The organism is Chryseobacterium sp. KCF3-3, from assembly GCF_045865955.1.
Lineage (GTDB): Bacteria > Bacteroidota > Bacteroidia > Flavobacteriales > Weeksellaceae > Chryseobacterium.
Genome location: NZ_AP035792.1, coordinates 4,743,290 through 4,763,368 on the forward strand (window position 1 = coordinate 4,743,290; position 20,079 = coordinate 4,763,368).

20 protein-coding genes are annotated in these 20,079 nt (G+C 35.6%); 14 read left to right on the plus strand and 6 right to left on the minus strand.

Features of this window, described 5'->3' with window-relative positions; genetic code table 11:
- Positions 1-187: 187 nt before the first annotated feature.
- The 6 genes from ACKTTZ_RS21115 (at position 188) to ACKTTZ_RS21140 (ending at position 5,431) form a co-directional block, all read left to right on the plus strand.
- Positions 188-2,302 carry a carboxy terminal-processing peptidase gene (locus ACKTTZ_RS21115; RefSeq protein WP_407846548.1) on the plus strand — a complete coding sequence of 705 codons (2,115 nt, stop codon included), beginning with the start codon at positions 188-190 and terminating at the stop codon, positions 2,300-2,302.
- A gap of 150 nt (positions 2,303-2,452) precedes the next feature.
- A complete protein-coding gene (locus ACKTTZ_RS21120; RefSeq protein ID WP_034697852.1) occupies positions 2,453-2,779 on the plus strand; it encodes a helix-turn-helix transcriptional regulator in 327 nt (108 codons plus the stop codon).
- Between the two features lie 183 nt (positions 2,780-2,962).
- The gene (locus tag ACKTTZ_RS21125) at positions 2,963-3,427 is read left to right on the plus strand and encodes an SRPBCC domain-containing protein (protein WP_034697850.1); all 465 of its coding nucleotides are present in this window, start codon (positions 2,963-2,965) and stop codon (positions 3,425-3,427) included.
- Positions 3,428-3,745: 318 nt separating this feature from the next.
- The gene (locus tag ACKTTZ_RS21130; RefSeq protein WP_034697843.1) at positions 3,746-4,324 is read left to right on the plus strand and encodes a YdeI family protein; all 579 of its coding nucleotides are present in this window, start codon (positions 3,746-3,748) and stop codon (positions 4,322-4,324) included.
- A gap of 19 nt (positions 4,325-4,343) precedes the next feature.
- Positions 4,344-4,742, plus strand: coding sequence for a DoxX family protein (locus ACKTTZ_RS21135; RefSeq protein ID WP_034697841.1), 399 nt, complete (start codon positions 4,344-4,346; stop codon positions 4,740-4,742).
- A 134-nt stretch (positions 4,743-4,876) separates the two neighbouring features.
- Entirely contained in the window at positions 4,877-5,431 is a 555-nt protein-coding gene (locus ACKTTZ_RS21140; protein ID WP_407846549.1) for a DUF4256 domain-containing protein, read from the plus strand.
- A gap of 10 nt (positions 5,432-5,441) precedes the next feature.
- Here the strand turns inward: ACKTTZ_RS21140 and ACKTTZ_RS21145 are convergent, their stop codons facing one another.
- Positions 5,442-6,404, minus strand: coding sequence for a hypothetical protein (locus tag ACKTTZ_RS21145; RefSeq protein ID WP_407846550.1), 963 nt, complete (start codon positions 6,402-6,404; stop codon positions 5,442-5,444).
- Positions 6,405-6,871: 467 nt separating this feature from the next.
- Between ACKTTZ_RS21145 and ACKTTZ_RS21150 the strand changes: the two genes are divergently transcribed.
- Entirely contained in the window at positions 6,872-7,375 is a 504-nt protein-coding gene (locus ACKTTZ_RS21150) for a hypothetical protein (protein ID WP_253316063.1), read from the plus strand.
- 48 nt (positions 7,376-7,423) lie between these two features.
- Here the strand turns inward: ACKTTZ_RS21150 and ACKTTZ_RS21155 are convergent, their stop codons facing one another.
- On the minus strand, positions 7,424-8,452 hold the full coding sequence (locus ACKTTZ_RS21155; RefSeq protein WP_407846551.1) for a threonine aldolase family protein: 1,029 nt from the start codon (positions 8,450-8,452) through the stop codon (positions 7,424-7,426).
- A gap of 85 nt (positions 8,453-8,537) precedes the next feature.
- On the opposite strand from ACKTTZ_RS21155, the gene ACKTTZ_RS21160 reads away from it, so the two are divergent.
- Entirely contained in the window at positions 8,538-9,191 is a 654-nt protein-coding gene (locus tag ACKTTZ_RS21160; RefSeq protein WP_034697829.1) for a metal-dependent transcriptional regulator, read from the plus strand.
- A 725-nt stretch (positions 9,192-9,916) separates the two neighbouring features.
- Positions 9,917-10,645 (plus strand): IND family subclass B1 metallo-beta-lactamase, encoded by a 729-nt coding sequence (gene blaIND, locus ACKTTZ_RS21165; protein ID WP_034697826.1) that lies wholly within the window; start codon positions 9,917-9,919, stop codon positions 10,643-10,645.
- 53 nt (positions 10,646-10,698) lie between these two features.
- Here the strand turns inward: blaIND and ACKTTZ_RS21170 are convergent, their stop codons facing one another.
- The 4 genes from ACKTTZ_RS21170 to ACKTTZ_RS21185 all read right to left on the minus strand — a co-directional run bounded on the left by ACKTTZ_RS21170 (position 10,699) and on the right by ACKTTZ_RS21185 (position 15,037).
- A complete protein-coding gene (locus ACKTTZ_RS21170; RefSeq protein ID WP_407846552.1) occupies positions 10,699-11,874 on the minus strand; it encodes an aminotransferase class V-fold PLP-dependent enzyme in 1,176 nt (391 codons plus the stop codon).
- Positions 11,875-11,973: 99 nt separating this feature from the next.
- Positions 11,974-13,113, minus strand: a complete 1,140-nt coding sequence (locus ACKTTZ_RS21175) for a hypothetical protein (RefSeq protein WP_407846553.1) — start codon at positions 13,111-13,113, stop codon at positions 11,974-11,976.
- Between the two features lie 25 nt (positions 13,114-13,138).
- Positions 13,139-13,975: a TssN family type VI secretion system protein gene (locus ACKTTZ_RS21180; RefSeq protein ID WP_407846554.1), complete on the minus strand. Its 837-nt coding sequence runs from the start codon at positions 13,973-13,975 to the stop codon at positions 13,139-13,141.
- A 120-nt stretch (positions 13,976-14,095) separates the two neighbouring features.
- Positions 14,096-15,037 carry a type VI secretion system baseplate subunit TssG gene (locus ACKTTZ_RS21185; RefSeq protein WP_407846555.1) on the minus strand — a complete coding sequence of 314 codons (942 nt, stop codon included), beginning with the start codon at positions 15,035-15,037 and terminating at the stop codon, positions 14,096-14,098.
- A 471-nt stretch (positions 15,038-15,508) separates the two neighbouring features.
- Here ACKTTZ_RS21185 and ACKTTZ_RS21190 point away from each other — a divergent pair, with 471 nt between their 5' ends.
- From ACKTTZ_RS21190 to ACKTTZ_RS21210, 5 genes are all read left to right on the plus strand, one after another.
- Positions 15,509-16,300 carry a S1/P1 nuclease gene (locus tag ACKTTZ_RS21190; protein ID WP_407846556.1) on the plus strand — a complete coding sequence of 264 codons (792 nt, stop codon included), beginning with the start codon at positions 15,509-15,511 and terminating at the stop codon, positions 16,298-16,300.
- Between the two features lie 388 nt (positions 16,301-16,688).
- Positions 16,689-17,555 carry an RNA polymerase sigma factor RpoD/SigA gene (locus ACKTTZ_RS21195; RefSeq protein WP_002979276.1) on the plus strand — a complete coding sequence of 289 codons (867 nt, stop codon included), beginning with the start codon at positions 16,689-16,691 and terminating at the stop codon, positions 17,553-17,555.
- A 187-nt stretch (positions 17,556-17,742) separates the two neighbouring features.
- The gene (locus ACKTTZ_RS21200; protein ID WP_407846557.1) at positions 17,743-18,351 is read left to right on the plus strand and encodes a hypothetical protein; all 609 of its coding nucleotides are present in this window, start codon (positions 17,743-17,745) and stop codon (positions 18,349-18,351) included.
- A 15-nt stretch (positions 18,352-18,366) separates the two neighbouring features.
- The gene (locus ACKTTZ_RS21205) at positions 18,367-18,867 is read left to right on the plus strand and encodes a GNAT family N-acetyltransferase (protein WP_407846558.1); all 501 of its coding nucleotides are present in this window, start codon (positions 18,367-18,369) and stop codon (positions 18,865-18,867) included.
- Between the two features lie 52 nt (positions 18,868-18,919).
- A complete protein-coding gene (locus ACKTTZ_RS21210) occupies positions 18,920-20,038 on the plus strand; it encodes an FAD-dependent monooxygenase (RefSeq protein ID WP_407846559.1) in 1,119 nt (372 codons plus the stop codon).
- Positions 20,039-20,079 lie beyond the last annotated feature (41 nt).

Below are 20,079 nucleotides of genomic sequence, written 5' to 3' on the forward strand. Positions count from 1 at the left end.
TTAAACTTATCTTAAAATCCCACTCCACAATTACTTATTATCAATATTTTTCATACATTCACATGATTTTTATAAAAGCACATTGAAAACTCTTGTTTACTGCTATTTTCAATCATTAAATTAAAAAAAAGATCAATTAATAGCAACAAAAGAAGTAAAGTTTTCAATTAAAAGCACAATCAGAGATATGTTGAAAAATTTTAGAACCGTTCGTTTATTACTTCTTCTTCCGCTTACATTTTTCGTGTTCGGTTTCCGTCCTCCACTCAATGAAGAAGAAAAGATGCAGATCATCATGGTCAATACGAAGAATATTTTGTCTTATCTGCATTACAGCCCCAAACCTATTAATGATGCGTATTCAAAAGAAGTGTATAAGCAGTATTTTGAATCAATAGACCCTACAAAAACCTATTTCCTACAATCTGATATGGATGAGTTTCGTAAATATGAAACCAAACTGGATGATTATCTGAACACCGGAGATTTGACTTTTTATAAACTGACAGTCGATAAATTGTATCAAAGGATTGATGAAATTGATAAAATGACCAAAGACATTTTCAGTAAACCCATCAATCTGGAAGAGGATGAAATACTGACTTTGGAGCCTAAACTGAAAAATGCACCAGCCAACAAGCAGCAGCAGTACAATGAATGGAGGAAATATGTGAAATACAATATTCTGCAGGAAATAGAATCCATGAACAGGAAAAGCGAAGAAAAGAAGAAGAAAGATTCTGATAATAAAGAAAACAACAATAAGCCCGAAGTCCTGAGCCAGGATGAAAAGATAAAAAAAGCGACAGAAAATGTTAAAGATCTTCTGGAAGAAAAGTTTATCAGATTCAGAAAAAGGCAAAAAATGGATTGGTTTACCGTATACATCAATGCTTATACCCATATTTTCGATCCGCATACCAATTATTATTCGCCGCAGGGAAAGAAAGATTTTGATATGGATTTCAAAGGAAAGATCATCGGGATAGGCGCTGTGATTCAGGAGAAGAAAGGAAACCTCTATATCGGTACATTATCCATTGGAGCTCCGGCATGGAAGACCAAGCAGCTGACTGAAGGTGATAAGATCTTAAAAATAAAATCAACTCCGGATACTGATCCTGTAAATGTTGTGGATATGCTTTCCAGCGAAGCCATCAAATTAATCAGAGGTGAAAAAGGAACTCCAATTATTTTAACGGTACAGAAAAAAGATGGAACGATTCAGGATGTGACCATAATCCGTGAAGAAATATCGATTGAAGATACTTTTGCTAAGAGTATTATCATCAATGCATCCGATAAAAAATACGGACTTATTAATTTACCTAAGTTCAATGCCGATTTTGAAGATAAAGACGGCAGAAATGCTTCTGATGATATTAAAAAAGAAATCATCAAGCTTAAAGAACAAAATATCCAGGGAATTGTTTTGGATCTTAGAGGGAACTCTGGCGGTTCTTTATCTGAAGTTGGTGATATTATGGGGCTTTTCATGGATGCAGGCCCTTATGTGCAGGTGAAGGACGGAAATGGAAAGATTACCACTTTAAAAAATAAAAATGAAGCTCCTATCTGGAAGGGTCCACTGGTGATTCTACAGAATGAATTGTCTGCTTCTGCGGCAGAAATTTTAGCCGGTGTGATGCAGGATTACGGAAGAGCAGTTATCATGGGCTCTCCTGTTTCGTATGGAAAAGGAACGGTGCAGGTATTTGTAGATTTGAACAGGTTTTTAAATACTGAGGAAGATTTTGGTTCCATAAAACTAACCATTCAGAAATATTATAGAATCACCGGAGAGTCTACACAGAGAAAAGGAGTAAGTTCAGATATCCAGATGAAAGATGTCTTTTCGTATGCAGACATTGGTGAAAAATATGATGACTATGCTTTAGCCTGGGATAAAATACAGGGAACAAGCTTTAACAGACAAAACTTTTTCAATATTCAGGCTTTGCAGAAAGTAAGTGCAGATAGGATTGCTAAAAACGATAATTATAAGCTATTACTGGAATATGCCCAATGGAAAGAAAATCTGGGTAAGGAAAAAACAGTGCCTTTGAGCATTCAGAAATATAGCGATCTGATGAAGCAGAGAAAAACTCAGGATGATAAATTCAAAGTTTTAAAAACATTAGAAAGCGGTCTTACATTTACCATGTATCCAAAGGATATTGAAAGAGAAAAAAATGACGCAGCATTCAAAAATAAATCAGAGGTATGGATTAAAAATCTGCAAAAAGACCTCTATCTGCAGGAAGCCATAAATATAGTTGAAGATCTGGAAGTAAGATCTTAAGCATACTTCTCTATTTTCATTTAAAAATTCAAAGCTCAACAATGTATTTCATTATATTGTTGAGCTTTTTTCATTACAATCAAAAATTTATTACAAAATATTTGCGTAGCTGAATAACTACATATATATTTGTAGTCAAATAACTACACAATGAATTTAAGAAGAGATGTATTTCAGGCGATAGCAGATCCTACAAGACGATCTATATTGATATTGGTAGCGACACAGTCGATGACAGCGGGAGCCATTGCCTCCAATTTTGATACGGCAAGACCCACTGTTTCAAAGCATCTCCAGATCCTTACAGAATGTGAACTGCTGAGATCCGAACAAAACGGCAGAGAAATTATCTATCACCTAAATCCCAATAAAATGAAAGAAATAGCCGATTTTATAGAACCTTTCCGCAAAATGTGGGACGAGAAATTCAACAAGCTGGAAAGTGTGATGAAAGCGTATCAGAATAGAGAAGCGTGATGCAAAGTGCGAGATACGTATTTCGGGGTATTGGGGTTTCGCAGGGCAGGTTCCGAGATAGATTGGATAAATGAATTGCAATTTAAAATAACTCGACCCTCGTAAACACAAAAACCCGGATCTCGCATCCCGAACCCTCAAACTCTCCAACTCTAATACCCTCAAACTAAAAAAAACAAAAATATGGAACTTAAAACAAAAATCCACGCAGAAGACGGAAAACAGGAAATCTTCATCATCAGAGAATTTGATCTTCCCGTAGAACTTCTTTTCAAAGCGTATACAGAAGCTGAATTGTTCGAGCAATGGATGGGAACGAAAGTAACCCAATTCGAAAATAAACAACATGGAAGTTACCGCTTTGAAACCTCAAATCCTCAGGGCGATGTGGTTTTCAGTGCCAATGGAACGATTCATGATATTGTTCAGAATGAGAAAATCATAAGAACTTTCCAGATGGAAAACACTCCTTTTCCGGCTCAGATCGAGTTTTTAGAATTTGAAAAATTAACGGATACCACCAGCAAAATCACAATCCAAACCATTTATAAATCTGTAGACTTCAGAGATCAGCACCTGAAAATGCCATTCGCGCAAGGTATTAATATGGCGCATAATCGTTTGCAGGAGATATTAGGTAGCAGGTAGCAGATAATAGGTTATAGGAAATATTTAAATCAAAAATACGAGATACGAGGTTCGAGGTTTATATACTACCCTGAATAACCCGAATCTCGCATCCCGAAACTCTCCCACTCTAATACTCTCAAACCCTCTAACCTAAATAACCCGAATCACAAACCCCATAACCCGAATCTCGCATCCCGAAACCAAAAACTCTCCCACTCTAATACCCTCAAACCCTCTAACCTAAATAATCCGCATCTCAAATCCCGCATCCCAAAACCCTCCCACTCTAATACCCTCAAACCCTCTGACCTAAATAACCCTCAAACATACCACACAATGAATCCAAAAGTTAATTTTTTCTTCGAAAATGCCGGACAATGGCAGGAAGAATTTGAAAAATTAAGAGCTATTGCCCTTAGTACTGAGCTTGTAGAAGATCTAAAATGGGGCTGTCCCTGTTATACCTATGAAGGGAAAAATATTTTCCTGATTCATGGTTTTAAAGAATATTGTGCGCTGCTCTTCTTTAAAGGAGCTTTGATGAAAGATCCTGACAATATCCTGATTCAGCAGTCTAAAAATGTACAGGCTGCAAGACAGATTCGTTTTACTGAGGTAGCGCAAATTAATGATTTGGAGGAAGTTCTTCGCTCTTATATGTTTCAAGCCGTTGAAATAGAAGAATCAGGTGCTAAAGTGGAAATGAAGAAAACAAAAGAGTTTGAAATGGCTGAAGAATTTCAAGAGAAACTGGATCAGAATCCTGCATTACAGGAAGCTTTTAAAGCATTAACTCCCGGAAGACAAAGAGCCTATCTACTCCACTTTTCTTCTGCCAAACAGTCCAAAACCCGTGAAGCACGCATTGAAAAATGCATTCCACAAATCATGGACGGAATAGGTTTAAACGACTAATTATATAAAAAAAACAATCATGAACACACCACAACCATCACAAAAAAGAACAAAAATCATCTATTGGATATTCACCCTTTGGATGGCTTTGGGAATGGTTTCAACAGCCATTGTCCAACTGATGAAAAACAAAGATGAACTGGCTAATTTTACCAATCTCGGCTACCCTTCTTATCTGATGACTATCATCGGAGTCTGGAAAATTCTGGGCGTTATTGCCATCTTAATTCCTAAGCGTCTGCTTTTAAAAGAATGGGCTTATGCAGGATTTTTCTTTGTCATGTCAGGCGCTGTAATTTCCCATCTTATCGTTGGTGACACACCCGGAAGAACATTCCCTGCAGTATTATTATTAGTACTGGTTTTTATTTCCTGGTATTTCAGACCTGTAGAAAGAAAAATTACTATTACTGATTAATAATTTTATAGATTAACGGTCAGAAATTTTATCGCAGATAAAATCCTTGCGTCTTTAAACAAGCCATTATTAATAAAATTTGCGTCTTCGCGATTTCCAACAACACCAATCAACATAACAAAATAAAATTTGACATGAAAAATAAACTGACCCAGGAACAAATCAACGAACTTTTGAAAACACTAAAAGCCCGTTTCGAAAAAAATATGAACCGTCATAAAGACCTGAAATGGGAAAAAATCCAGCAAAAACTGGAAGCCAATCCCGAAAAGATACGGTCTTTATACGAAATGGAAACCACAGAAGGTGAACCCGACGTGGTAGATTATAATAAAAAAACGGATGAATACTCCTTTGTTGATTGCTCTCCCGAAAGTCCCAAACGCCGAAGCTTATGTTATGATTATCCTGCCTGGGATGCCAGAAAAGCCAACAAACCGGAAAGCAATGTCATTGATACCGCTTCTGAAATGGGCATTGAACTTTTGACAGAGGAAGAATATCGTCATCTTCAGGAATTGGGGAAATTTGATCTGAAGACTTCAAGCTGGATCAAAACACCATCGCATATCCGTGAACTTGGAGGCGCTATTTTCTGTGACAGACGATACAATACTGTATTTACTTACCACAACGGTGCCGATTCTTATTATGCAGCAAGAGGCTTTCGAGGTTTATTAAAAATATAAAGGAGAATTATTAGCTGGGATCTCCCAACCAGGGAGATTCCACACTCCAGAAAATAATGTTAACGCCAAGATATTTTTCAGCATATTCTGTAAATTCTTCTTTGGTAAAAGGTTTCTTCGTTTTCGGGTTTTTATACGTCAGCGTCGGCTCCTGAACGGCCATGGCAACCAGAGAAAGCTTTCCTTTGTATTGATTAAAAAAAGGATAAGAATTTTTCATTTGTGCTTTTTTATCCGGAACAATATCGGGTCCACCCAATCCGATATTATTTTTATAAGCAAACTCGAACAGTCTGGACATATACTGGTGATCATTTTCCCATTCACACGGAAAGAAATTGACATATTGCAATACGTAAGACTGGTGGAAAGCAGTTCTTGCAAATTTTAAATTTTCCAATTCGGCCTGAAAATAACGGTCGCAGCTAAAGCCTGTTTTGTCTTTTTTTATATCAATATCTATCGCTGTTTCCGGAAGATTAATCCCTTGAATTTTTCCATCAAATTGCTTTGCCAGCTCTCTTATCAGTTTCTGAAATCTCATTCGGACTGCTGGATTCCATTGCTGGGTAGCCCAACCATTTCCAACAGGTTTATTTTCACCCGGATTATCATACTGAGGAACCAATCCTCCTGTATACTCTTTATCTTTCAACATATACTCAGGGATATATTTTGCCTGTGGCTCAAAAAATCTGTCCTGAAGCTGGATAAATAGTTTTTTGTTGAGGCTCGTCAGATAATTCAGATCTTTCTCAATAACAGAAAAATCATATACATCTTTTGATGTTTCCAAAGCCTTCCAGTTGTAGACAATCTGTACTCCGCCAATATCTTTACGGGTAATCATCTTTTCAATTCCATGCAGATCTCCCGAGGAAGTATAAATATAATTCTGAGGAGTCTGTCCCTCCACAAAATATAAACCTAAAATAAATAATCCTAAGGTCAACACTTTAGCAATCTTTTTCATTAAAATCAATTTTAAAAAGTAAATCATTTTCCGTGCCTAAAAACATTAGACATTTTTAAGAGCATTAAAATAGTATTTCATTATGGACAATATTTTTAAACATTGTGTCCAATTAGATTAAAGGATAATTAACAGATCGCTCCTCTGGAGCTTTATTTATTACGGAGACTTCATTTTTTCTATTAACAGTAGATCCCAATGGGATCAAATTCAGCTCCAATAGGAGCTAACTGTTAATAGGACGTATTTGTTTTAAAATTATAGCTCCAGAGGAGCGACCTGTTAATTCATGCCGTAAGTATTGGTAATTTCAATGTATTTTTTTAATTAATATTTTTCCTTAAAATTCATTTTCTGAAATATTAATTTTCATCATAAAATCATTATCTCTTCATATCCTATTTTTAATATACAAATACTATTATTATTTTAGCAGAATAGAAATTTGATTTTTAACAATTAAGGATATGAAAAAATTAATCTTATTGGGCGCTGTATCAGCTTTTTTAATCAATTGTAATAAGAAAACTGAAGCACCGGCTCCCAAAGTGGAAGCAGATACCATTGCTGTGGAAGAACCTGTAATAGATACTCTTGGACCAAAATCGTTCTGTTATATCGGGGCTACAGGAAAAGACAGTGTTTTTGCTTCTATTGATGACAATTTAGGAACAATCACCGGAAAATTATCTTATAAAAACAGCGAAAAAGACAGCTCAAAAGGAGATGTAACGGGTTTCAAATCCGGAGATACCTTGAAACTAACTTATGAATTTACTTCTGAAGGTAAAAAAAGCAAGAGAGATATCTACTTCCTTCAAAAGGATAATGTTTTGACGGAAGGTATTGGTGATCATAAAGAAGAAGACGGACAATCTAAATATGCTGATGAGAAAAAGATAAGCTATAAAGACGGACAGAAGCTAAGCCCTGCAGATTGTAAGGTGGTAAATGAAGCGTTGAAAAAATAATCTGTTATAAAAACAAAAACAGCCTTTTTTCAAGGCTGTTTTTTTATGCTAATTCTGTTCAATCATTTCAATAAAGCGGTTTACAGCTTCATCTCCTGTACTCCATGAAGTAATAAGACGAATGGCTGAAAAATTTTCATCTATTTTTTTCCAGACATAGAATTCAAAATTCTCTGATAACACCTCTATAAGTTGGTTATTGAGAATAGGGAAAATCTGGTTGGTATAAGTATCTGAAAGAAAAGCTGTTCCTTTTTCCTGCAAAGCCTTTTTAATTTTCATGGCCTGTTGATTGGCATGTTGTGCCAGATCAAAATACAGGTTGTCCTTCATCAGTTCCAAAAACTGAATTCCCAATAATCTACCTTTTGCCAGTAATGCTCCTTTTTGTTTGATATTAAAAGCAAAATCTTCCTGCAGCACAGGATTATTAATCACAATTGCCTCTCCTATCAAAGCTCCGTTTTTAGTTCCTCCAAGATAGAAAATATCGGTAAGAGCAGCTACTTTTTCCAGGGTAAGATCACTGATCTCCGCTGTCAGACCATGTCCAAGTCTTGCTCCATCCATAAACAGATATAATTTATTCTGCTTACAAAATGCTGAAAGTTCTTCCAACTCTTTTTCCTGGTAGATTGTTCCCAGCTCTGTAGAATTGGAAATATACACCAGTTTAGGCATCACCTGATGCGGTACATTACTGTGTCCTTCTAAAATGGGAATAATATCCGACGGTTTTAATTTACCATCTGCAGATTCAATGCTTAATACTTTATGACCTGTTGCTTCGATAGCTCCTGTTTCATTATTCAGGATATGCCCGGGAGCAGCAGAGATAACACACTGATAAGGTTTTAGAATGGCAGAAATAACAATTAAGTTAGCCTGTGTTCCTCCAGAAACTAAAAAAACTTCCGAATCCGGATTGTTGATTTTTTCTTTAATTAATGCTTTCGCTTTTAATGAATACTCATCTTCTCCATAGCCAGCCTGCTGTACAAGATTATGCTGTGAAAGTGCCTGCAAAATATTAGGATGACATCCTTCAGAATAATCGTTTTTGAATGAAAATTTCATAGAGTAAAAGTAAAAAAAGTTAAAATAACAAGAGTCAACTTTTCATTTTATTTTGTTAGATTTGTACTGAAAATCATCTAACATTTTGAAAACAACCTTAACAGAAGAGAATTACCTGAAAGCTTTGTTTCATTTAGTTGACAATGAAGGAAAGGTTACGATTAATGAGCTCAGCAAATTTTTAAATGTAAAAATGCCGAGTGTCAATAACATGATGAAGAAATTTGCGGAAAAAAAGTGGGTCATTTATGAAACCTACAAACCCTTAATCGTTACAGAAAGTGGAAGACGTGAAGCTGCCCTGGTCGTTCGTAAACACCGACTTACCGAAATGTTCCTGGTGAAGAAAATGAATTTCGGCTGGGAAAACGTTCATGAGATAGCAGAACAGCTGGAGCATGTGCATTCTCAAATCTTCTTTGATAAAATGGACGAAATCCTGGATCATCCTAAATTCGATCCTCATGGAGAACCTATTCCTGATAAAGATGGTAATATAATCGCTCAGGATCTACAAAAATTAAGCAGTTGTGAACCAGGAGAAAATGTAACTTTTGCTTCTGTTACTCTTTCCGACGATGCTTTCCTGACGTATCTGAATGACAGAAAACTGCTGCTCAATACAAAAGTAAAAATTGTAAAAATTGAAAGTTTTGATAAATCCATGACGATAGAAATTGAGGGCAAAACAGAAATTTTAAGCAAAAAAGCGACTGAGAAAATACTCGTAAAGAAATAAGTCATTAAACTGAGAAAATAAACCTCACAGGTTTTAAAAACCTGTGAGGTTTGCTTTAATTCATCAAAAAATTTAAACCATTAAGGAAGATTTAAGAAATAAAGTATAGTTAAGATAAATCATTCTGATTTTAAGCTTACAGCGAAACTTTACTTAATACTCTATCCTAAATAAACCTAGCAGGTTTTTAAAACCTGCTAGGTTTGTCATCTTACAAAAAACACCTTAATCCTGAAGCCAGATTTCTGGTCGTATACGCACCATTTTTATTGACCGCAGTTTTTATCGGAGTGTCTTCCAGTATTACTTCAGCGGGTATACTGTCTTCATTTTCAAAAAAGAAAAAGTATAGTTAACATAAAGCACTCTGATTGTAAGACTATAGCGAAACTTTTCTTAATGGTCTACTTCAAATAAACCTAACAGGTTTTAAAAACCTGTTAGGTTTGTCATCTTACAAAAAACACCTTAATCCTGAAGCCAGATTTCTGGTCGTATACGCACCATTTTTATTGACCGCAGTTTTTATCGGAGTGTCTTCCAGTATTACTTCAGCGGGTATACTGTCTCCATTTCAAAAAGGTTACTCCTCTTAATCGTTAAAAAACGGTTAAACTCCCCTTTTTAAAATAGCCGAAAGTATATTTTTAACTAGGTTTGCAAAACATTCTACAGGCATTGTCTTTCCGACAAATACCAACCTTTAATTATTACTGTAAAAAATTATGAAAAAAAGCATTCCGTTTTTTATTATTTCGATGTTGCTAAGCCCATTGGCAAATGCTCAAACCACTCAGGTAAGAGACTTTGTCATTGAACCACAGATTCAACCCAATTTTTATATTTATAAAACTTTCGGAGTATTCGGAGGTAAAGAATATTCCACCAATGCCGTTTATCTGGTGACCAAAAAAGGAGTTGTTTTGTTTGATGTTCCCTGGCAGAAAACACAGTATCAAAGTCTTTTGGATACCATTCAAAAACGTCATAATCTTCCTGTGATAGCTGTATTTGCAACGCATTCACATGAAGACAGAGCCGGAGATTTAAGCTTTTATAATAAGAAAGGTATCAAAACCTACGCTACAGCGAAAACCAATGAACTTTTGAAGAAAGATGGAAAAGCAACTTCTACAGAACTTATTAAAACAGGAAAACCTTACCGCATTGGTGGAGAAGAATTCATAGTAGACTTTCTTGGGGAAGGACATACTGCTGATAACGTAGTGGTTTGGTTTCCAAAATATAAAATACTTGATGGAGGATGTCTTGTAAAAAGCAAAGCAGCCGTTGATCTTGGCTATACTGGAGAAGCCAACGTTGCCCAATGGCCGCAAACCATGACAAAACTGAAAAACAAATATTCACAGGCAACCCTGATTATTCCTGGACACGATGAATGGAAAGGAGGCGGACACGTAGAACATACGCTTGATCTTCTGAACAAAAAATAAAATTTGAAGAGCCCTGGCGAATGCCAGGGCTCTTCAAATTTTAAACCATCATTTTAATGGTGTATATTTTCCAAAAGTTGTGATACTTTTCCAATTTCTTCCATCGTATTAAAGTAATGAGGGGATAAACGGATCGCATGATCTACATTTTTAGAGGTAAAATCTATTAAGGCATCCTGTCTGCGATTTTCCTTAAAAAACACGTTATGATCACTCAAAGCTTTATGAATCTTTTCAACCTTTCCATCTGCCTGGCAAAAAGTCACAATACTGCTCAACCTGTTTCCTTTATCCAGAACTCTGAAACCATTATTCTGCAGATTAATTCTTAAAGTATCGGTCAATTTCCGGTTGTAATTCTCAATTTGATCCATTCCAATCGCATTGGCATAGCGTAAAGCCTCTGCAAATCCAGCCAAAGCAGAATAAGGTCTTTCAAAAAGTTCAAATCTTTTAGCAGTATCATTGAGCTGAAAATCATCAAATGATGTCCATTGAGCACCAAAACTATCTAAAAACAGAGGATACATTTTCTGGTTTAATACTTTATCTGAAACGTATAAAAATCCAGTTCCTCTAGGTCCACGCATAAATTTCCTTCCGGTTGCCGTCAGAAAATCACAATGGATTTTTTCTACATCCACCACGATCTGTCCTACAGACTGACAAGCATCCACAAGATACAAAACATCATATTGTTTGCATAACTTCCCTACTCCTTCTACATTCTGAATTAACCCGGAATTGGTAGGAATGTGAGTAACAGCAATTAATTTGGGATTATGCTTTTTGATCAGATTTTCAAAATCTTCAAGATCCAATTCATGGTCAGGAAGGTTGGCAACCCGGATGATTTCGATCTGATATCTTTTCTGCAAAGAAATAAAAGCAATCTGATTGGATATATAATCATCATTGGTGGTAATGATACAATCTCCTTCTTTAAAATCAATACTGGATAAAGCTTTTGCATATCCATCTGTAGAACTGCTTACAAATGCAATATGGGAAGGTTTTGTATTAATCAATTTTGCAGTCTCTTCATAAAACTGATTGATGATACCTGGGTTTTGAACCGCCGCTGCATATCCTCCCAGTTCCTGTTCTTCATATAAAAACTTAATGGTAGTCTCCACAACAGATTTAGGCATTAATGAAGCCCCTGCACTGTTTAAAAATATCTTATCCGAACATCCCGGAGTATCCTGTCTTATAACCTCTAAATTCATTTTATCAATCCTTACAACAAATTTATTTTTAATTTTTTCTATATAAACCTATAAAAAATCCCGAATTTTCATCCGGGACTCTATTTTTAACAAGTGATTTTAATCTAAAACACTCCAACCTCTTTTTGGGTTTGTGTTCGTGGAAACTTCCTGCTCATTAACGATGATATTTTCTTTTCTCTGACCGATATAATCAAGCTCGCTCAGTTTAGAGAAGATAATTTCAAGGCTTCTCAGCATCTGTTGAATATAAAGCAGGGGTTCACCACAATTATGGTGATCGTAATTCGTTTCTGCTACAATAGACAACTGGTTGAGTAAAGTATGAGGGGCAATCTCACTCCATTCCAAACTGTAGTTCAGCATTTCCTCCAATTCTGCAGGAACAAGAAGCTGGGTTGAATTGTATAAATGAAGCGCCAGTCTCGCAAAAGACTCAATCAAAAATACAGGTGGCTGCCAAGGCGTAATATTTCTGAACTGGAAATACATATCTCCAAAAGTATTCACCATTGTAGTACACAAAAACTTAACGTTTTGTGCTAAAGCTGTATTCTGGTTTTTATGGGATGCTTTCTGAATGATTTTAAAAGCGTACTGCTGAAGATTTCCGATAGACTTGGCATAGCTGTTGTAATATTCTACTAACGCCGGATGACTCTGTACGGAAGTACAAGGTGGAATAAAATTGGAATCTACCTGAGCAATATTCCCTTTTAAGTCTACCTTACCGATAATAAGGTAATTTCCTCCTGAATAACTGCTGTTTAAAGACGTTACAGGAAGCAATTCAATATGATGGTTCGGCTGTGCACTTGGATGACGTGGTGGAATTTCCTCCGGATCAATATCTCCGAAAGGCACTTTATCAAAAGGATTTACAGAAATCAGAATGTAATATTCTCCATCTGCCTGCTCTTCGTTCATTGACTTTGCCAAAGACTTTACACTGATTCTTCTGTCTGTAAGCTCAATACGGTATCCTGCCATTGTAACGGCACTGCAACGCTTGATGACCAACTGTACATCATTGGTTGCTGTATTGTGAACATCAAAAATGGTACGGTCTGTAAATTCATTGGAAATAGGCAAAAGCCCGTAGTTATATGTAGTAATTCCAAGGGAATTAGAATCTCTGATGGTATCAATTAAGAAATTATCCTGATCATTCAGGTGTCTCTGGGAAACCTTCATCCCATCCACCCAATTGATTGCAAAATGTTTAATAGGCTGTATCATGTGTAATACTTTTTAGTTTTTGTGTTTATGATTTTCTTGTGATTCCCTCCTCTTCATGCTGTATCACTCTCTTACAAATCACCACTTCATTTTCAGAAATGTTGTTTGCTGTAATGTCGTGGTCGAAATCTATATATTTTCTAAAGCTGAAAAACGATTTTTTGGTATAGAAAATCCAGTAATACGGTTCATTTCCATCGTCTGAAAGATGAATGATAGATCCCGGATTTTTATGATTGTAATCATCTACCACTCTGTAGAACCAATCTCCGAAAGTAACTCCCGTAGGAAGTGTTTTGGCTTTAATTCTGAAACGGTTGGTATCTTCTAATTTTTTGCTCAATTCAACATTCAGCACCATTAATCTGTCAAAATCGGCACCTTCAAAATCTGGAAGTTTCTGCTCCGGTGAGTATCTCCATGTTTTATAAATATCAAAAGGAATACTGATAAACTGGATATAGCAGTAATAAAATACCATCGGAACGACAAAGATCACCATACTTGTTGCCGCCATTACAGCATATCCTGTTCCTTTACTCATCCAGTTAAAAATCAGGGTAAAAAGGTACCCTCCTAAAGCTATACATGTTAGCGAAAGTATAGATTCAAACAGAATACTCATTGCAAGAGATTCAATGTGCTTTTTGAAATATTTATGCAGCAGATTCACATGAATAATCCCAAAAATAAGGTAGATCACCTGTGCAATAAGATACCAGTACGGATTAAAAAGGTTTCCGGCAAATCCAAAAAAGCCAGGGATAGCCAGACATAAACTGCACAGCAATACGTATATAATAATTACTTTAATTTTTATCGCAGGCTTATTTCTCCTGATTACACCAAGTATAACCATCATAATAATTGCGATTAAAGGCATTAAGATATACCTTAAAAAAATACCTTTTACTGAAGAAATTTCCATTTGTTTCTTTTCGAATTTATATTTTGTTGGTAGCTGTAAATATAATAAAATAATTTAGAGGAATGTAGAGTATCCAAGGCGGCTGGCATTTCTTTCATCATCCTCAAGGCTGAATGAATATTCCTCTTTTTCTGTGACAAAATTCTCTTCCACATCCACTGTTACCGGAAGAAAATAATCATACAGTGACTGAAGCACATTTCTGAACGGACTTCCTGGTATATATTTCTTCATTTCCCAATAAGGAATAGGGCCAATGTTTACCACCCAGTTTCGCTGCCCATCCATATGAGGTCCGCTTGGAATATAGGTGACTCCCAATCGGGAATTTCCTAATAACATAGAATCATCGTTTTTCTCAATTCCGTCAATAATATTAGGTGAAAAAGTTACTTTTACCGGTACCTGCAGAAAAGCGGTCATACATCTTTCAAACCATCTCTTATCTCCTCTGATCTGATGGAAAAAAGGTAAAATATGCATGAAAATATAAGCACTCTGCTTGTCCAGCATTTTTATCATGGGCCAAAGCTCACTTACTGTTTCCAGTAAAGAATCTGTATTGCTTGTGATATCAAATTCTGATTCCTTAAGCAAAGCACTGATCTCTGTAAAAAATACTTCCAGTTCAAAAGGACGGAAAAATTTACGAGCATCATCTTCTATTCTTTTCTGTTTCCGGATTTCCCTTACCACAGTATCTACATTCTTTCTGGAAGCCCCAAGAGACGGTGGATGGAACAAACCTTCCGGAAGGTAATCATAAATACCTTCTCTGTAACTCTCTATGGTAAATACTTCCTCATCAAATCCCAAATAACTGCTTGAAATACTTTTAATGTCTTTCAGGTAAGCACGGTCGTTCACACCAACACGTTCAATGAATATATTGCTTACCGCACGGTGGTATTTCAAGAGATTAACGGCCACAGCTTCAGCTTTAAAATCTGTCTGCAGCTTATTGTAATGCATATCTACAATATTGTTCTCATACATAGTGTTTCCTCTGATTATGACTGGTAAAGATAATATATCTCATAAGTTTGAAAAAATATTTTAACAATAATTTTATTTTAAAAGTAGTAATTTATTGACATTAATCGGAATAATTTTCTACAAATTCCGTGAAAATACGGTAAATACACTATTTATTTGCTTTTTAAAATTTAAAATTAACTATTCAGAATCAGTTCTTTAGTGTTGAAGATTCAAGGTTTAAAGTTTAAAGTTTAACGTTTAAGGTTCAGGGTTTAAGGTTGTGATGAAGGTTTTACTATTGTTCTTATATAGTATATGAAGAGTTTTCTGCCATTGCTTTGCTGCTTTCTACTCTTTTCAAACACGATCGTATTATGTATTTATTTAAATTAAATTTTATTAATATCATCATATGGAATAAATTCAGAATAATGCATGCTCATTCCGAAAGCGGGCCGTATCTTTGCAGACTGAAAATTGTTATTTAAAATGAAAAGTATTTATTCTAAAATTCTGATTTTAGCATTCATGGCCTCTTCACTTTATTCTTATGCGTGGGGATTAACGGGACACAGAGTGATCGCAGACATTGCTGAAAACCACCTTTCGCGCAAAGCAAGAAGAGAGATTAAAAAAATGATGGGGAAAGAACGTCTGGCTTATTGGGCAAACTGGCCGGATTTTATCAAATCTGATACCACAGGGGCATGGAAGCAGGCTTCATCATGGCATTATGTAAACATTGACCCAATGACTGATTTTAAAGCTTTTGAGCAAAACTTAAAAGCACAGGCAGGACCAAGCCTTTATACTCAGGTAAATACATTATCCAGCCAGATCAAAGACAAAAACACTTCTGAAAAAGACAGAAAAATTGCTTTAATCTTCCTTATCCACATTATGGGAGACCTTGCACAGCCGTTACACGTAGGAAGAGCTGAAGATTTGGGCGGAAACAAAATCAATGTTACTTATTTCGGGGAAAAAACCAATTTACACTCTGTTTGGGATGGGAAATTAGTAGATTCTCAAAAATACAGCTATACAGAATATTCTAAGCTTTTAGATATCAAATCTAAAGAAGAAGTAGCACAGATTCAATCCGGAACGCTGGAAGACTGGTTATATGATTCTCATAAAATCGCTAACAAAATCTACGCACAGACTCCTAACGACTCTAAGTTATCTTATGACTATCAGTATAAATTTAATGATACGATGGAAAGACAGCTTCTATATGGAGGATTAAGACTGGCGAAAGTATTAAACGAGCTTTTCTAAATACAGGTTACGAGTTGCGGGTTATTTAACAATACCATTTAAAGTATAACTCTTAGAGATGAAAACGGGACTTCGGTTTCGTTTTTTTTTTGCTCAAAGTTCAGGGTTTAAGGTTTAAGGTTTAAGGTTTAAGGTTTAAGGTTTAAGGTTTAAGGTTTAAGGAATTTACAGGGTTTTCAAATGAACACAGGGTTTTTAATTATTAATTTAAATTTTATTTTTTTAATAAAAACAAATATAAAACACTTAATACCAAATAGTTAAATCCATTTCATTATACCATAATGCATTTTACTGTATACATAATACAAAAAATATTGAACCTTGTGTAACCTTTTTACCTTTCCATACGTATATATTATAGTAACTCTTTTTTGAGGAAAAATAAATGAGACAATTAAAAATCACTAAGCAGGTTACCAACAGGGAAACTGCTTCATTAGACAAGTATTTGCAGGAAATTGGTAAAGTGGAACTGATCACTGCGGACGAGGAAGTAGAATTGGCGCAAAGAATACGTGCAGGCGACAGAGCCGCACTAGAGAAATTAATCAAAGCCAACCTTCGTTTCGTAGTTTCTGTATCCAAGCAATACCAAAATCAAGGTCTTTCTTTACCCGATTTGATCAATGAAGGTAACTTAGGATTAATGAAAGCGGCAAAAAGGTACGATGAAACTAGAGGTTTCAAATTTATCTCTTATGCAGTATGGTGGATTCGTCAATCAATCTTACAGGCATTGGCTGAACAGTCAAGAATTGTAAGACTACCGTTGAACAAGATTGGATCTATCAACAAAATCAATAAAGCATACGCTCACCTTGAGCAGGAAAATGAAAGACCACCTTCTCCGGAAGAATTGGCCGAAGTTCTTGACATGAGCGAGGAAGATATCAAAGAATCTATGAAAAACTCCGGAAGACACCTGTCTATGGATGCACCTTTAGTAGAAGGTGAAGATTCTAATCTTTATGATGTATTACGTTCAGGAGAATCACCAAGTCCTGATAAAGATTTAATGCTTGAATCTCTACAAATTGAGATTGAAAGAGCATTGAATACTTTGACTCCGAGAGAGGCTGATCTTGTAAGATTATACTTCGGACTGAACGGAAAGCACCCAATGACTTTAGAGGAAATTGGTGAAACTTTCGATCTTACAAGAGAGAGAGTTCGTCAGATCAAAGAAAAAGCAATTAAGAGACTAAAACACAATACCAGAAGCAAGATTCTTAAATCTTATCTGGGTAAATAATTTTAGCGTAAAAAATTTTATAGGCGGAGTCTGTTTTCAGGCTCCGTTTTTTTTATTCCTGTAACATTTTTCAAAGTTTGTTCAACTAATTAAAATCATATCCTTTAATCACTTGTGTTAGAATTGAAATGATTAATTTTAAATTCTTTGGATTTGATGCTGATTTTCAACCAAAACAAAACATACTATGAAAAAAATACTTTTCGTCTCTGCACTGGTCTTATCTATACTTTCCTGCAGAGAAAACAAATCGAAGCAGGCACCTGTGGTAGAAAACGCAGTTGACAATGCTGAATCTTCAGTTTCAGGAGCTATTAAAAAAAACACCAGATACTCCTCACGTGAAGGAAACCTTGTTCATGAAATCTATCAGGAGCTGATAAAAAATGATAAAGCTTTACAGGATCTTGACACAAGAATAGAAAATATTCAAAAGGATGCTGAAACCTCCATTTCGGAATATGATGATATTATCGGTAAATCGGAAACATATTATAATGATGCAACGGCACTGTCAAATTCGGTAACCGATTCTGTTACAAAGAAACAAATTGAAAAAGAGATAAAAGCAAGCGCTGAAAAATATGATCTAAAAACACAAACTATCCGAAACCTCATCGGAAAAATAAAAGCGAACAAAGCAACGCTTTATGATCAATATATTGTATTCAAAATCAGAAAAACGCTTCCTGAAATTGAAAAATACCAAACTGCTCATCCTCTGAAAACAGACAGCCTCAATCAGTTTATCAATAAGCAGAATACACTAATTGAAGAGCTGAAAAAATTAAAATAAACATCATTACACCTTATGAAATACAGCACAAAATGGCTTACCGATAAAAGCCGTATCAAAGAACTCGTAGATTTTTTTATTACGCATAAAACAGATTCTTATATTTCTCATGGTGAAATGATGTCCGGAAGAGCCATCGACTCACACCACTGGAATCCTGATCTCGAAGTGATTCTTACAGAGCAATTAATCACTGATTTCAACTCTGATGGCAGTTCTAAACTGAATATTTTAATTGCAGAAAATGAAAACGGAGAAATTGTCGGAATGATGGTTTTCAATGTAATCAACAGTCCTTTTAAAAAGTATGCGATTCTTGAGGACATGCTGCTGGATCAGTCTGTACGGGGTCAGTCGCTTGGAAGCACACTTTTGGAGAAAGCCATTCATGAATCTAAAAACTGGAATATCAGTTTCATTTTGCTGGAAAGCGGAGTCAATAATCATGGAGCGCACAACTTTTTTAGCAGATATGGTTTCAAAAAGGTATCGGAAAGTTATATTCTAACTTTATAGATTAAACAAAAACATTTTTCGCACTCTAGCGAACGCCAAAAAATTAATATACATGAACACCATTTCAATCATCGGAGCCGGAATCGGAGGACTTACCCTCGGAAATGTACTGAAACAACATCAGTATGATTTCACGATCTATGAATCTGCTCCTGAAATAAAACCTGTAGGAGCGGGAATTATGATGGCGGTAAATGCAATGCAGGTTTTTGATCGCTTGGGTTTAAAAGAAAAGATTGAAAATGCAGGCAATAAAATTCACAGAATTGTTATCGCTAACGAATCCTTCCAGCCTATTTCAAAAACAGAAATCCTGGAACTGGAAACTCAGTATAATTCCTGCAATGTAGCGATTCATCGGGCTGAGCTTCAGAAAATTCTGTCCGAAAATTTAAGTCCCAATTCTATACAACTGAACCATTCATTACAAAAAATAAAAAAAGAGGAAAACTATTTTTTAGACTTTGAAAATGAAAACCGGATTGAAAGTAAAATCGTTTTTGGAGCAGATGGTATTAAATCTCCCATCCGAAATCAAATCCTGAAAACCGGTACGATACGGAACTCCGGACAGAAATGCTGGCGTGGTCTGGTAGACTTTGATCTGCCGGAAAAACATCATCAGGAAGCTTTTGAAATATGGGGAAAGGGAAAACGTTTCGGATTTGTAAAAATTTCCGACAAAAAGGTGTACTGGTACGCCTGTATCAATGAGAAAAGCTTTGGAAGGCATTTGGAAATTGCGGAGATTTTTAAAGATTTTGCGCCCTTAGTTTTACAGATTATCGAAGCTACAGCACACGAGAATATTATCTGTAATACTATTTCTGACCTCGCTCCTATTCCTCAATGGTATTCTGAAAATCTTTGTCTGATTGGAGATGCTGCCCACGCTACCACTCCCAATATGGGACAAGGTGCCTGCCAGGCCATTGAAGATGCTTATATCATTGGAAAATTGCTGGATAAGCATCAGGATTTCAATGCTATTTTCAAAAAATTTCAAAGTACCAGAAGAAAAAAAGTTGATTATATCGTTAATACAAGCCGTACCATCGGAAAGGTTTCTCAATGGGAAAAAGGAAATTCAATCCGGAATTTTCTGATAGGTTTAATTCCGGAAAGTATGAATCAGAAAATGGCAAAAAAAATTATTGAACTGGAAATGTAGGTCATTATTGTTAGAATCGATAAAAATTTAAAAATCATAAA